Here is a 14,069-nt window from a genome sequence, read left to right on the forward strand (position 1 = left end):
CGGGCCCGATCCCGGGTCAGAAGAGGGTCAGTTCCTTCGAGTCGGCGGCGGGCAGCTCGAACAGCGCGGGCTCGGGCTCGGCCACCCGGGCCGGCGCCCGCCGCACCTGGCGGGTCTTCTTCGCCGGCGACCCGGTGGTCGCGGCAGCGGCGGTCGCGGTGTGCACGGCGGCGGGGCGGGAAGGTGTGTGCGCCGCCTTGGCCGCGACCGCGCGAGCGGCCTCACCGGCCAGTCGGTCGGCTTCCTCGTTGTAGTGGTTGCCGACATGTCCGCGAACCCAGCGGAAGCGAACCGGACCGGACCGCTCCGCCAGCGCCTGGTCGATGTCCCGGATCAGGTCGACGTTCTTGACCGGGTCGCCGGAGGAGGTGCGCCACCCCTTCCGCTTCCACCCGGTCACCCACTCGGACGCGCACTTGATCGCGTACTGCGAGTCGGATTCGATCAGCATCGGCTCGTCACCGGGATGCGCCAGGATGGCCTCGAGCAGCGCCCGCAACTCGGCGATCTGGTTGGTGCCCGACCGTTCACCACCCGACCGGCTGGGGCCGTGATGATTCACCCAGGCCCAGCCGATCGCGCCGCCCGGATTCCGCAGGCAGGAGCCGTCCGTACTGACGATGATCACGGTTGCACACTCTACGGTGAACGACCGACAAACGGGGCGGAGGTGGCCAATCTCCCACCCTCCGCCCGCGACCGCGGCACCTACTCGCCGATGAACCGCGGCGGACGCTTCTCCAGCATCGCCGCCACCGCCTCCTGATGGTCGCGGGTGCTGTGGGCCAACGCCTGCATGGCCGCCGACAGTTCGAGCAGCGACTCGAGGCTCTGGTGCTGGCCCTCGCGAAGCAGCTTCTTGGTCATCCGCAGCGCCTGCGGCGGGTTCGCCGCCACCCGGGCCGCCAGCGCGTGCGCGGTCGGAAGCAGGTCGTCGGGGTCGACGACGCGCGACACCAGGCCCCAGTCGAGTGCGGTCTCCGCGTCGATCGCGTCGCCGGTGAACGCCATCTCCGCGGCCCGTGCCAACCCGACCGCGCGCGGCAGCAGCCATGCGCCGCCGTCGCCGGGGATGATGCCGAGCTTGACGAAACTCTCCGCGAATTTCGCCGCGGTGGACGCGACCCGCATGTCGCACATGAGTGCCAGATCGCAGCCCGCACCGATCGCCGGGCCGCCGACGGCCGCGATCACCGGAACCTCGCAGTGGTACAACGCCTTCGGGATGCGCTGGATGCCCTGCCGGTAGCCGTCCCGCAGTTCGGCCGGCGCCCCGCCGAACATGCCGGCCTTGTCCCGCATGTGCTTGACGTTGCCGCCGGAGGAGAACGCGGGACCGTTCGCCGCGAGCACCACCACCCGCACTGCGCGGTCGGCGTTGACGGCGGCGATGGCCTCCTCGAATGCCGCCACCATGTCCGGCTCGGAGATGACGTTGCGGGTTTCCGGCCGGTTCAGTGTCCAGGTGACGATGTCGCCGTCCCGCCGGATCTCGATCGCGTCGCTCATGCGCCCAACCCTAGGCACCTCCGGTGCTCGTGCGCGTTCTGCGGGTCCCGGGACCCCGGATCCACGCACGAGCGGCTACGCCGCCTGCACGAGGTAACCGTGGGCCTCGGCGACACCGGCGGAGAGCACGGCACCGTCGTGGGTGGTCAGGCCCGCCGCGAGTGCCGGGTCCGCGGCGGTCGCCCGGCGCCAACCCTGATCGGCCAGCGCCACCACGTACGGCAGGGTGGCGTTCGTCAGCGCGAACGTCGACGTCCGGGGCACCGCGCCGGGCATGTTGGCGACGCAGTAGAACACCGAGTCGTGCACCCGGAACGTGGGGGCGTCGTGCGTGGTCGGGTGGGTGTCCTCGAAGCAGCCGCCCTGGTCGACTGCGATGTCCACCAGGACCGAACCCCGGCGCATCCGTGACACCAACTCGTTCGACACCAGCTTCGGGGCGCGCGCACCGGGGATCAGCACCGCACCGATCACCAGGTCGGCACCGAGGACCGCGCGTTCGAGTTCGTAGCCGTTTGATGCGACGGTACGCACCCGGCCCCGGTAGCCGTCGTCGATCTCCCGCAGCCGGGCCGGGTTGACGTCCAGCACGGTGACGTCGGCTCGCATCCCGACCGCGATCGCGGTCGCGTTCCGCCCGGCGACGCCGCCGCCGAGCACGACCACATCGGCCGGCCGCACGCCGGGGACCCCGCCCATCAGGACGCCCCGACCGTCGGCGTGGGCCATCAGGTGGTAGGCGCCGACCTGCGGGGCGAGTCGGCCGGCGACCTCACTCATCGGCGCCAGCAGCGGCAGCGATCCGTCCGCGGTCCGGACCGTCTCGTAGGCGATCGTGGTCGTCCGCGCGGCGAGCAGCGCGTCGGTGCACTCCCGGGACGCCGCCAGGTGCAGGTAGGCGAACAGCACCTGCCCCGCCCGCAGCCGCGAATACTCCTCGGCGATCGGTTCTTTCACCTTCAGCAGCAGGTCCGCATCGGCCCAGACCTCGGCGGCGGCGGGCACCACCTGGGCGCCCGCGACGCGGTAGTCGTCGTCGGGCAGCGACGAGCCGGCACCGGCACCGGACTCGACGAGCACCCGATGCCCGCGACCGACCAGTTCGTGGACCCCGGCAGGTGTGATGGCGACTCGGTACTCATGGTTCTTGAGTTCGCGTGGAATTCCGATCCTCATGGCGATCACCTCGAGTTCGGTGGGGCAGGGCGACGCGATCGGCGTCACTTCCAGTATGGATTTTCTTCCGCACCCACGCCGGAACGTCGGAGAAATCCCCTGCACACCCGCTTGACATTAGGTTAGGCGTACCTAATACACTCACGGCGGGCAGGGTGCCCGACACGTGAGGAGTCAGCGTCATGATCGACGGTCTCATCGAAGAGGCATTCGCACGCGGTGCGGTCCGGGCGGTGACGCCGGCCCCGGTGGGCGGCGACGAGTACCTGCTGGATCGGGCGGACGACGCGGGCCGCCGCGGGACGGCCGTCGCGGTGCGGGTCCGTGCCGACGGGCGATTCGCCCTGGCGGCGCACGACGGGGTGACCCTCACCATCGGACAGGTGGCGACGCTGTGCGGGCTGACCGGCCGGCCGGCGGGCCGGACCGCTTCGCTCGTGCACAGGCGCGCTCGATAGCAACCCGCCTCCGAAGTCACCCTGCGAGCCCGGGCGACTTCGGAGGCGGCGACCCCTGGAAGCTACGGAAGCAGTTGATCCAGGAGGGGATTCGTGAAGATCCGGTGCGGGTCGTACTCGTTGAACGCCGCGCGCGCGGAATCCCAGTTGTCTCCGGACGGCACCCCGGCACGATAGGTCTGCGGGATGACCGTGCCGATGGTCTCGCCGTCCACGAACGCGGCCTGGTCGGTGAAGGCCCAGCCCTTGGCCCACTCGGGGCGGAACGTGGCGTAGTCACCGCTGTAGTTCTCGCGCATGAAGCGCTCCATCTCCCGGAAGTACGCGGCCATCCCCGGCGTCCCCGGGACGCTGACCACATTCATCCAGATCGCGGTGTCCCACTCCGGGTGGTCGGGCCGCGGCCGCAGCGCCGAGATCGTCGGCGGGCCCGCGGTTTCCACCGTCACCTCGGACTGGTCGTCGAGGCCGCACAGCCGCACCTCGAACGGGCCGTTGATCGGGTACTTCCCCTGCGCCTTGAGCTCCTGCTGCCGCTTGTTGTGCCAGGTGACGAACTCGTTGATGACCCGGGCGATGTTGGAGCGCTTGGTAACCACCACGCCGCCACCGGCCGTCATCCGCAATGTCGTGGCCTTCAGGTAGAACTGAACATCCTTGGACCAGCCCCACAGGTCGGCGCCGTTGGTGGTGGCCAGACCGGCCTTGAAGGTGGCCAGTTGGGTCTGACCGAACAGCGGGGTCAGCGCACCGGCGCCGTTGACGATCTGTCCGAGCAGATCCGTGACCGGCTTCGGCAGCGAGTCGGAGTACGGATAGTTGTAGGGCCCGGTCACCTCCCGTGACTTCGACGGCTTGGTGGGGGTCGGGGTCCACACCTTGAGGTACGGGGTGTCGGTGAACGGGAACCAGATCGCCTCCACCCGGCCCGACTTCGCCACGAAGCTCTCGAAGGTCCGGCCCGCGGATCCGGCGGGCGCGAACAGCTCACGCCACGGAATGTCCGTGGACGACTCGCACCGCAGCCGGTAGTTCGGTCCGGCCTGCAGGGTCACCTCGGTGACGAAGGTGCGGCCGAGGTGGGTGAGCAGCGGCCGGATGCCCGAATCCGCCCGGGTGAACTCGCGCAGCACGTACTCGCCGCGCCCGGTGTCCCACACCACCGCGGTCAGCTTCGTGATGAGGTTGCTGATCGATCCGAACGAGGCGCCGGGGAGCGCCGTCTCCCCGTCCGCGGGCAGGGTGGCCCCGTGCGCGTCGATCGCGAGGATGCCCGCGATCGACAGCTCGCCGATGGCCGGCGAGTTCGCCCAGCCCAGACCGTGCTTCTCCAGCTCGGTCAGCACGGCCATGAGCATCGCCCCGCCGCCGGCGGTGACCGTCGAGCGCCCCGGCTCAGCGGACGTGTTGACCACGACGTGGTTGAGGTGGCTCAGGGTGTCGACCAGAACAACCTTGTCGACGTTCTGCCCCGGCACCAGGGTCAGCGGGCTCCACCCGTGCATGGTGCCGCGCGGACGCAGCCGGTAGCCGTTGGCGTGCGCCCAGTTGGCCACCCGCACGACGTCCTCCGCGGTCGAGGGGGCACAGGTCCACACCTGGTCGAAGACGATCTCCTTCACCCAGTTCTCGTAGCCCTGCTGCGAGAGGGGGATGCCCTCCGGGAAGGCGGGCAGCGGCGGGAGCGTGACCCGGGCATCGCTCGACGAGAGCGCGTACGCAGGTGTCCAGCCGAGGGTGGTCAACGCTGCGGCCCCCGCCGCCGCGGCGGCGAGGAAACCCCGCCGGGAGAGTTCCTGAGCAGTCATGCGGGACAACTTAGAACACATTCGAGGCCGGTGGCATCGAAATTGGTCCGATCCGATCGGCCGCCTCGACGACCGCGCGGAAGGCCGCCCGTGCGTGGTGTACTGGACCGCATTGGTGGAGCCCGAACCGCGCATTCCGAACCGAAAGATGCCAGGGACCCGATGACCGACGTGGACCTCGACACCGAACCCGCCCGGTACCCGCCGCCGGCCCCGCGCCGCGGGTGGCCCGTCCTCGCCGTCCTGGTGCTCGCCGTGCTCGTCTTCCTCGTGGGCGGGGCGGGCGGCGCCTACCAGGGCAAGCTGACCGAGGTCCAGAAGAACGACAACGCCGCGTTCCTGCCGGAGTCCGCCGAGTCCACGATCGCCGCGAACCAGGCGGCGGCCTTCGTCACCGTGCAGACCATCCCCGGGTTCGTGGTCTACCACCGGGACGGACCACTCACCCCGGAGGACCGGGCCTCGATCGCGCGCGCCGGCGAGGCGGTCGCCGGGGTGGACGGCGTCGACGCGGCCGGGATGACCCCGACCCAGTATTCGGCCGACGGCACCACCGCCGCCCAGTACGTCCCGCTGGTCGCCAAGAAGGACGGCACCGATGTCACCGGCGACCAACTCGCTGCCACCGAACAGGAGGTCATGGACGCCGCGAAGGCCGCGGCGACCGCCGAACTCGAGGTGCTGCCCGCCGGTCCCGGCGGACTGCTCGTGGCATTCATCGACGCGTTCGAGGGCCTCGACAGCACACTGCTGTTCGCGGCGGTGCTGGTGGTGATCGCGATCCTGCTCGTCGTCTACCGGTCCCCGGTGCTGTGGTTCTTCCCCCTGGTCTCGGCCGGCCTCGCGCTGGGACTGTCGTCGATGCTGATCTATCTCCTCGCGAAGGCGGAGGTACTGACGCTCACCGGACAGAGTCAGGGCATCCTGATGGTCCTCGTGCTCGGCGCGGGTACCGACTACGCGCTGCTGCTGATCTCCCGTTACCGGGAGGAACTGCACCACTTCCCGAATCGGTTCGACGCGATGATCCGGGCCTGGCGCGAATCCGCCCCGGCGATCACCGCGTCCGCCCTCACCGTGGTTCTCGGTCTGCTGTGTCTGGGCTTCTCCGAACTGAACTCGAACAAGGGCCTCGGGCCGGTCGCGGCGATCGGCATCGGCTGCACCTACGTGGTCATGATGACGTTCCTGCCGGTGTTCCTGGCCCTGGTCGGCCGCTGGGTGTTCTGGCCGCGGATTCCGCACGTCGACCACGCCGCCGACCTCGCCACCCACGGCTGGTGGGGACGGATCGCCGCCGCGGTCGGGCGGCGCGACCGCCCGGCCTGGGTCGGCGCCACCGCCCTGCTCGTCGTCCTGTTCGCCGTCGGGATCGGCAGCCTGCACACCAGTGGCCTGACCTCCGCCGAGAACTTCACCAACACCCCCGACGCCGTCACCGGGCAGCAGATCTACGACACCCACTTCGATCCCGGAACCGGAGCGCCCGCGGTGATCGTCACCAACGCGGATCAGGTGGACGCGGTGATGGCCGCGGCGGCCGCCACGCCCGGCGTCTCGACCGCGCCGGGAGCGGTGTGCCTGCAGATCGACTACGCCAAGCTGGCAGAGCTCGCCAAACTCGGCGCCGGCGCCGGTTCCGCACCGCAGGCCGGCTGTCCCCCACCGATTCTGACCGTCCAGCCGATCGACGGGCGCACCGTGGTGAACGCGACGCTTGAGGACTCCTACGACTCGCCGGAGGCGCTCGCGACCGTGGACCGGTTGCGGGACGCCGTGCACGCGGTGCCGGGCGCCGACGCCCTGGTCGGCGGCAGCACCGCGGCCACCGCGGACGTGCAGGCCGCCTCGGTGCGGGACCGCAACGTGATCATCCCGATCGTGCTGGCGGTCATCTTCGTGGTTCTGGCCCTACTGCTTCGCGCACTGCTGGCACCGGTGATTCTCATTGCGACCGTGGTGCTCTCGTTCGCGGCGACGCTCGGCGTGTGCGGATTCTTCTTCACGCACGTCTTCCACTTCGCCGGAGCCGACCCCTCGTTCCCGCTGTTCGCGTTCGTGTTCCTGGTCGCGCTGGGCATCGACTACAACATCTTCCTGATGACGCGGGTGCGCGAGGAGGCCCAACGTCACGGCACCCGGGCCGGGGTCCTGCGCGGCCTGGCCGTCACCGGCGGGGTCATCACGTCGGCCGGCATCGTGCTCGCCGCGACCTTCGCGGTGCTCGGGGTGCTGCCGCTGGTGTTCCTCGCCGAGGTCGGGTTCGCGGTCGCGTTCGGTGTCCTCCTCGACACCATCGTCGTCCGCAGCGTGCTTGTGCCCGCGCTCTCCCACGACATCGGCCGGACGATCTGGTGGCCCTCCGCATTGTCCCGCGGCGAAGGCTGACCCGGCGCCGCTCTCGAGGCACGCCGCGCGTGCCAGAGTCCACGCCGACTCACGGAGATTTCACTTGTTGCGGCCGTGGGCAATTGCGTTCGACGAGACGCGGGCCCCCGGCGAATACCGGGCGGCCCGCGATCGAAGCGCCGGAAGTCAGTCGGCGGAGCCGAGCGCCGCGGAACCGAGTGCTCCGAGCCCCGACGTCGAACCCATGAAGTCGATATTGCTCGGCAGGTTGACGTTCACGTCCGGCCCCATGGTCGGCCACCCCATGTTCTCCCCGAGCCCCTCGACGTCGAAGGTCACCCCGCCACCCTCGACGATGGAGGGAATCGTGAACATCGGAACGCGATACGTGACGGAGAGAGAAATCCCGTCGGTCGACCACCCGGCCGCGGGCGCCCTCCACGTGAGGGTCCCCGCGCCCACCTCCGGCGTGACGGGTTCGTTCCGGACCACGCCGGCGGCATCGTAGTAGCCGAACGTGGCGCTGCCCGGAACGTACTCGAACCCGGCCGGAGCGTGCTCGGTAATCCTGGTGACGAGCCGCTCGTCCCCCGACTTGACCCGGAAACTGGTCACGAACGTGACCTCACCGCCGATGCTGACCTGCGCGCCGCCGCCCAGGCCGTAGGGCTCGCCCCAGGCGTATCTGCTGACGCTGATGTTTTCCACCGTTTCATCCACAAAGGTGGGGCCCATGGCGACCGCGGACGACGAACCGGCCCCGGCCACCACACCGACACCGACCGCCAGCGCCGTCGCCGCGACCGACGCCGCCACCCGACCCACAACCGAACGAATCATCTCCACCCCTCACGGTTCACGACGGGACGAGGTTCGCCCCGACCGCACGGGATCGTAGAGTCACCAGCGCTCACCCACGGAGGATTCAGAATCATTGCGGCCAGGCATCATTGCGTTCAACGCAAGCCAGGTCCCCCCGGACCCCTCCGCCCGGCTCACGATCGAATCGGCGATCGTCGGTTGCCGAAGGATCCGGCCGATCAACCCCCGACACACTTCTCGTGCTCCGTGCGAAATCGTGCGCGCTGGGGCACACTCGATCACGGTGACCACCACCTGTCGGGGAGTCTTCCACACGAAAAGGAGTGTCATGCCGCCGCGTTCACGCATCGCCCGGGTCCGTCGCCTCGCCCTCACCGCGCTCGTCTCCGCTGCCGCCACCGCCGCCGTCGGCACCGCCGTCGCCCCGGCCGCGCAGGCCGACATCACCCCCACCACCCTGATCAACGGTGTCCTGTCCACCGTCGGCGGCTGCCAGAGTCCGGTCCGCGACACGATCGTCGGCTGCACCCGGATGGAGACCCTGACGACCCAGTTCCCCGTCGTCCTCGATCTGAACCAGTTGGGCACGAACATTGTCGTGCTCGGAGCGGGTCTGTACCCGGACGGGACGATGCGCCCGGTGCTCGTCTCCCGGCTGCAGGCGGCACTCCAGGTCGCCAGGCGGTACCCACTCTCGCCGATCGTCGTCAGCGGCGGCGTACCGCAGTCCGGCGTCACCGAGGCCGGCGCGATGCGGGCGTGGCTGATAGCGAACGGTATTCCCTGGTTCCGGATCACCGAGGAGAACACCTCGCGATCGACGGTCGAGAACGCCCGCAACACCAACGGCATCCTCGCCCAGCGAGGTGCCACGAGCGCAGTTGTCGTCACCTCTCCCGACCACCTCCAGCGGGCGATGGTGGACTTCCGCACGGCCGTCGCGGGCCGGATCCCCATCGCGGGGGTCGTGGCACCGTTCTGACCCGGTCCGGTCTCGATTCGATCAATCACCCGCGCCGCCGTGATCCCGGTGGGAGCCTGGAACGATGATTGCCAACGCGTGCGGTGGTCGCTGATGGCCCGGCCGGTCCAGGTGGTCGTGTTGGGCGCCGGATCGTGGGGGACGACGGTGGCGTCGCTGGCCACGCGCAACACCCCGACCCTGGTGTGGGCCAGGGAACCCGACGTCGCCGACGAGATCAACCGCGCGCACCGCAACACCCGCTACCTCGGCGACCGGCCACTGCCGAAGGGCCTGCGGGCCACCGCCGACATCGTCGAGGCCGCGCACGAGGCCGACGTCCTCGTCGTGGGCGTGCCCTCGCACGCGGTCCGGGCCACGCTGAGCGAGATCACCAACGACCTGCGGGCCTGGGTGCCGGTGCTCTCACTGGCGAAAGGCCTCGAGCCCGGGACACGGAAGCGGCCCACCGAGGTGATCGCCGAATGCCTGCCCGGTCATCCGGTCGGGCTGATGGCCGGACCGAACCTCGCCAAGGAGATCCTCGACGGCAAGGCCGCGGCCACGGTCGTCGCGATGCAGGACGAACGCGTGGCCGAGGCGCTGCAGCCGCTGTTCGCGTCCCCGGTGTTCCGCGTGTACCGCAACACCGACGTCCTCGGTTGCGAACTCGGCGGCATCCTCAAGAACATCGTCGCGATCGCGGCGGGCATGGCCGACGGGCTCGGTGTCGGCGACAACACCCGCGCGATGGTGCTCGCCCGGGGACTCGCGGAGATGATCCGGCTCGGCGAGGCCATGGGCGCCCACCCGCGCACCTTTGCGGGCCTGACCGGGGTGGGCGACCTGATAGCCACCTGCATCAGTCCGTCCTCGCGCAACCGGCGGGTCGGCGAGTACCTGGCCAAGGGACTGACGACCGAACAGGCCGTCGCCGAACTCGGACAGGTCGCCGAAGGAGTGAAGACCGCGCCGACGGTGATGGAACTGGCCCGCGACCACGATGTGGAGATGCCGATCGCGGCCGAGGTCGAGGCCGTCATCGCCGGACGCCGGACCCCCGAGGAGGCGTACCGCGGGCTACGGCAGGTCGCCGCCGGGGACGAGGACGACCTGGCCTGATCGGCGAAGGGCCGCCGGCAACAATCGATCCCGGAGGCCCTTCGTCGAGGCTTCGTGCTGCGTCGTCGTCTGGCTACAGATTGCCCTGCGGGTAACCCTTGCCGCCGCTGCTGCCGAACGGGTCGGCCAGCGATCCGAGACCGAACGGGTCCGGATCTGCCACTATGGTGACCTTGCCCATGTCCGGCCACCCCACACCGCCCTCGTGTCCGGCGACGTCGAAGGTCACTCCGGTACGGAGCTCGGTGCCCGTCGGTATCTTCTGCGGAGCACGGTAGGTGACGAAGAGATTGATCGTCCCGCCCGTGGGTGTGAGCAACCACCCGCCTTCCGGCGCCGCCACCGAGACCGTCCCGGGACCGATCTCCTGAGTCACCGACCCCGGCGGCGTCCCCTCAGGTCCGTAAACGCTCAGCTGTGCGCTGCCCGGGACATACTCGAAGCCGGCCGGGCCGTGACTCGTGATGCGTGTGAGCACCCGTTCAGCACCCTCGCGGACACGGACCATCGTCTGGAACCTGATCTCCTGCCCGGCCTGGACGTAAGCACTCCCCTCCATGCGGCTGCCCGGGCCGAACCACTCCACATCGATGTTCTCGAAGGTCTTCCTCACATTGGCAAAACCCGACGCCTGGTCTGCCGTCGCCACACCCGACCCGGCCGCCACACCTACACCGACCAACAGGACTGCGGCCGCGACCGCAGCCGCTCCGCGACTCACCACCGAACGAATCACTCCCACCCCTCCGAGGTCATGGCGAGGCGCGCTTCCGCCCCGACTGCGCCAGATCCTAGAGCCCCCACACACCAGCCTTCGTCGATTCAAAACAATTGTGGCCATTCACAATTGCGTTCAACGCAAACGAGGGTCGCCCGAAACACTCGGGCGACCCACGATTGGATCAGCAGCCGTCAGCTACCGAAGGCGTTTTGCGACGAACCGAAGGGGTCGACAATGCTCGGCACGCCGATGTCCACCGGCAGTCCCATGCTCGTCCACCCCAGATCTTCCCGAGACCGGCCACGTCGAAGGTGACCCCACCTCCGTCCACCTGGGAGGGGATCGTGAGTCGCGGGGCGCGATACCTGACATGCAGAATGACTCTGCCGAGCGACCATCCGGCCCCGGACGCTCTGAACGTGACGGTGCCCGCACCCACCTAGGGATTGACTATTTCTGTGTCCCCGCCGGCGGCATCGAAATACACGAGGCTGGCGTCGACGTATTCGAACCCGGCTGGCCGTGATCGGTGATCTTGGTGACGAGCCGGTCGTCACCTCCACCCCTCCGAGGTCATGACGGGGCGTGCTCCGCCCCGGCCGCACCGAATCCCGAAGTCACCTGCGCCAACCCACCGAAGATCTCAAAACTATTGCTGCCGTGCAACATTGCGTTCAACACAAACGAGGGCCGCCCGGAATACCCGGGCGGCCCACGATCGGATCGGCAGCCGTCAACTGGCGGAGCTGCCGAGCGCCAGGCCGGCCCACGACGACAATGAACCCGAGGGGTCGACGCTCTCCGGCAAGTAGACCAGCACCGACGGACCCATCTTCGGCCAGCCCAGATTCTCCCCCAGCCCGGCCACGTCGAAGGTGACCCCCCCGCCCTTCACCCGCGAGGGAATCACGACCTGCGGGGCGCGATACCTGACACTGATATTGACGTTGCCGAGCGACCATCCGGCACCGGGCGCCCTCCATGTGATGCCGTCCGCACCCACCTCGGGCGTGACGGTTTCGCTGTAGTCCACGCCGGCGGCATCCGCAGCCGTGAGTGTGGCGCTCCCCGGGACGTACTCGAACCCGTCCGGGCCGTGCTCGGTGATCCTGGTGACCAGCCGCTCATCCGGCTCGCCGACCAGCCGGAATGAGGTCGTGAATACGATCTCGTCTCCGGCACGAACCATTGTGCCCTTCGCGATCGTGCCGGTGGGCTTCCCCCACGCGTACCTCTCGACGAGAATATTCTCCACCGTCTCATGCTGGAGTGATACGCCCATATCGAATATTCCTGAAGCCGACGCGGTGCCGGCACCGGCCACCACACCCACGCCGACCGCCAGCGCCGTCGCCGCGACCGACGCCACCACCCGACCCACAATCGAACGAATCATCTCCACCCCTCACGGCTCACGACAGGGCGCTCCGCCCCGATCGCATCGGATCCTATGGTCATCCACACCAATCCGACTGACGTATCAAAACAATTGCGGCCGTGGATAATTGCGTTCAACACAAACGAGGGCCGCCCGGGTTTCCCGGGCGGCCCTCGCGTTGCGGAACCGGAGCTAGCTGCCGTTGCCGAGGAGGCCGGTGACGAAGGCTGCGGGGTCCTCGCCATCGGACGAGCCGAGGCCCAGTTCGGCGGAGCCGACGGCCTCACCGAGGTTGGGGTTACGCACGGTGACCCACACGCCCATCGGATCGAACTTCTGGGTGCTCGCGAAGGTCAGCACGTCGAAGGACGCACCGCTGTCGAGGGCGGTCCCGGGCGTGGCATCCGCCGGCACCTCGTAGGTCACCTCGAGGGTGACGCTCGCGCCCGCGGAGGAAGCGATCCAGCCGAGCGGCAGGTTCGCGGCGGTGACGCGGTTCTCGTCGTCGGCCACCGTGGGAGTGACCGACGACGTCTGCGTACCGCCGACGAGGTACCACGCGGTGAGCTTCGCGCTGCCGTCGACGTACTTGAACCCCGCCGGGTGGATATCGGAGATCTTGGTGATCCCGCGGTCCAGGCCGCTCGGCACCGAGACCGTGGTCCGGTAGGTGACCTGCCCACCGGGGATGACGGTGCCGTCGCCGACGACGGACTTGGTGATGCGCAGGTTGCTGGTCTCGGCGGTCGCCGAGGTCGGCTTCTGCTCGACGGGTGCAGCCGCGCCCTCGCTGGAGCTGCCCAGATCGGAAGAGCCGACGGCAGCGGCGGGACCTGCACCGACGGCGAGGCCGCCGGCGATCAGGGCGGTCGCGGCCAGGGCGGACGCGGTGCGGCGAAGCGAAGTACGGGACATGCAGATCCTCCAGTAGATGTCACTCGGATACGCGACCAGTTGCCGTCCGTTCGGCCATTCGCCCGTCACGCGCACCCTTTATAGGTCAAGCGTCCAACTAGAGGTCCGTTTTCGGGGAAATCATTCCGATGATCAGCCCGCGCGCGGGTTGCACGAAACGCTTCGCATACCTAAGGTGGGGCGCTATGACGCGCATTCTCGTAGTTCGCCGCCGTAGCGGGGTCTGAATCGGACCGACCCCTCGCTGCGGGTCGTTGAGCTACGCGTTGGTCCTCCCTTTCCATTCAGGAAGACCACCCCCATGAATGCCACCGCGAACACCACCCACCCCATCGCCGACCCGTTCTCGGCACGATTCGGGATGCCGCTGCCCCGGGAGATGCGCGCGGACTGCGCGGGCATGAGCTGGCGCACCTTCCTCGCCACCTACTCGCCGTCGAACGGTCCGATCCGCTTCGGTAGTTGGTCGGTGACCCCACTCGGTGCCGGGACCAGCGAGTTCAAGGCCACCCTCGGCATCGGTGACACCATCGCACAGGCTTCCACGATCGCGTCCGGCCCGGTGTCCGCGCTGACCACGATGCTCTACGACGCCGGCTTCCAGATGGAGATCCTCTCCTTCCATCAGCTGCACATCGCGGCCGACCGGATCGCGACCGTCCTGCTGTGTGAGCACGACGGTCACCGGCACTGGGCGATCGGGTTCGGCGCCGACCCGACGGAGTCGTCGATCGAGGCGATGATCGCGGGCGCGAACCTGCTGCACGGCTGACGGCGACGCGCCGCGCATCGCTCCTCCTGCGCCCCGACTCCCCCGCTCCTACAGTGAAACCTGCACCCTCCGACCCAC

The 14,069-nt window shown here is 69.2% G+C and carries 13 protein-coding genes; 5 read left to right on the forward strand and 8 right to left on the reverse strand.

Features of this window, described 5'->3' with window-relative positions; genetic code table 11:
- Positions 1-16 precede the first annotated feature (16 nt).
- From ACWEPG_RS02235 to ald, 3 genes are all read right to left on the reverse strand, one after another.
- The gene (locus ACWEPG_RS02235) at positions 17-628 is read right to left on the reverse strand and encodes a ribonuclease H family protein (protein WP_450113130.1); all 612 of its coding nucleotides are present in this window, start codon (positions 626-628) and stop codon (positions 17-19) included.
- Positions 629-708: 80 nt separating this feature from the next.
- A complete protein-coding gene (locus ACWEPG_RS02240; RefSeq protein ID WP_450113131.1) occupies positions 709-1,509 on the reverse strand; it encodes a crotonase/enoyl-CoA hydratase family protein in 801 nt (266 codons plus the stop codon).
- 75 nt (positions 1,510-1,584) lie between these two features.
- Complete coding sequence (gene ald / locus ACWEPG_RS02245) at positions 1,585-2,685, reverse strand: alanine dehydrogenase (protein ID WP_450113132.1); 1,101 nt, start codon at positions 2,683-2,685, stop codon at positions 1,585-1,587.
- 182 nt (positions 2,686-2,867) lie between these two features.
- Here ald and ACWEPG_RS02250 point away from each other — a divergent pair, with 182 nt between their 5' ends.
- The gene (locus ACWEPG_RS02250) at positions 2,868-3,143 is read left to right on the forward strand and encodes a hypothetical protein (RefSeq protein ID WP_450113133.1); all 276 of its coding nucleotides are present in this window, start codon (positions 2,868-2,870) and stop codon (positions 3,141-3,143) included.
- A gap of 62 nt (positions 3,144-3,205) precedes the next feature.
- On the opposite strand, the gene ACWEPG_RS02255 is transcribed toward ACWEPG_RS02250, so the two are convergent.
- Positions 3,206-4,951: a cholesterol oxidase substrate-binding domain-containing protein gene (locus ACWEPG_RS02255; protein WP_450113134.1), complete on the reverse strand. Its 1,746-nt coding sequence runs from the start codon at positions 4,949-4,951 to the stop codon at positions 3,206-3,208.
- A 162-nt stretch (positions 4,952-5,113) separates the two neighbouring features.
- Here ACWEPG_RS02255 and ACWEPG_RS02260 point away from each other — a divergent pair, with 162 nt between their 5' ends.
- The gene (locus ACWEPG_RS02260; RefSeq protein WP_452593777.1) at positions 5,114-7,339 is read left to right on the forward strand and encodes an MMPL family transporter; all 2,226 of its coding nucleotides are present in this window, start codon (positions 5,114-5,116) and stop codon (positions 7,337-7,339) included.
- Between the two features lie 147 nt (positions 7,340-7,486).
- Here ACWEPG_RS02260 and ACWEPG_RS02265 read toward each other — a convergent pair whose 3' ends face one another.
- Positions 7,487-8,140 (reverse strand): hypothetical protein, encoded by a 654-nt coding sequence (locus ACWEPG_RS02265; RefSeq protein ID WP_450113136.1) that lies wholly within the window; start codon positions 8,138-8,140, stop codon positions 7,487-7,489.
- 310 nt (positions 8,141-8,450) lie between these two features.
- Between ACWEPG_RS02265 and ACWEPG_RS02270 the strand changes: the two genes are divergently transcribed.
- Both ACWEPG_RS02270 and ACWEPG_RS02275 read left to right on the forward strand, forming a co-directional pair.
- The gene (locus ACWEPG_RS02270; RefSeq protein WP_450113137.1) at positions 8,451-9,104 is read left to right on the forward strand and encodes a YdcF family protein; all 654 of its coding nucleotides are present in this window, start codon (positions 8,451-8,453) and stop codon (positions 9,102-9,104) included.
- A 93-nt stretch (positions 9,105-9,197) separates the two neighbouring features.
- On the forward strand, positions 9,198-10,205 hold the full coding sequence (locus ACWEPG_RS02275; RefSeq protein WP_450113138.1) for an NAD(P)H-dependent glycerol-3-phosphate dehydrogenase: 1,008 nt from the start codon (positions 9,198-9,200) through the stop codon (positions 10,203-10,205).
- A 73-nt stretch (positions 10,206-10,278) separates the two neighbouring features.
- Here ACWEPG_RS02275 and ACWEPG_RS02280 read toward each other — a convergent pair whose 3' ends face one another.
- From ACWEPG_RS02280 to ACWEPG_RS02290, 3 genes are all read right to left on the reverse strand, one after another.
- Positions 10,279-10,854 (reverse strand): hypothetical protein, encoded by a 576-nt coding sequence (locus tag ACWEPG_RS02280; protein WP_452593778.1) that lies wholly within the window; start codon positions 10,852-10,854, stop codon positions 10,279-10,281.
- A gap of 805 nt (positions 10,855-11,659) precedes the next feature.
- The gene (locus tag ACWEPG_RS02285) at positions 11,660-12,322 is read right to left on the reverse strand and encodes a hypothetical protein (RefSeq protein ID WP_450113140.1); all 663 of its coding nucleotides are present in this window, start codon (positions 12,320-12,322) and stop codon (positions 11,660-11,662) included.
- 174 nt (positions 12,323-12,496) lie between these two features.
- A complete protein-coding gene (locus ACWEPG_RS02290) occupies positions 12,497-13,219 on the reverse strand; it encodes a hypothetical protein (RefSeq protein WP_450113141.1) in 723 nt (240 codons plus the stop codon).
- Between the two features lie 301 nt (positions 13,220-13,520).
- On the opposite strand from ACWEPG_RS02290, the gene ACWEPG_RS02295 reads away from it, so the two are divergent.
- Positions 13,521-13,991 (forward strand): alpha-isopropylmalate synthase regulatory domain-containing protein, encoded by a 471-nt coding sequence (locus ACWEPG_RS02295; protein WP_450113142.1) that lies wholly within the window; start codon positions 13,521-13,523, stop codon positions 13,989-13,991.
- Positions 13,992-14,069 lie beyond the last annotated feature (78 nt).

It is taken from the genome of Rhodococcus sp. NPDC004095, assembly GCF_053604015.1.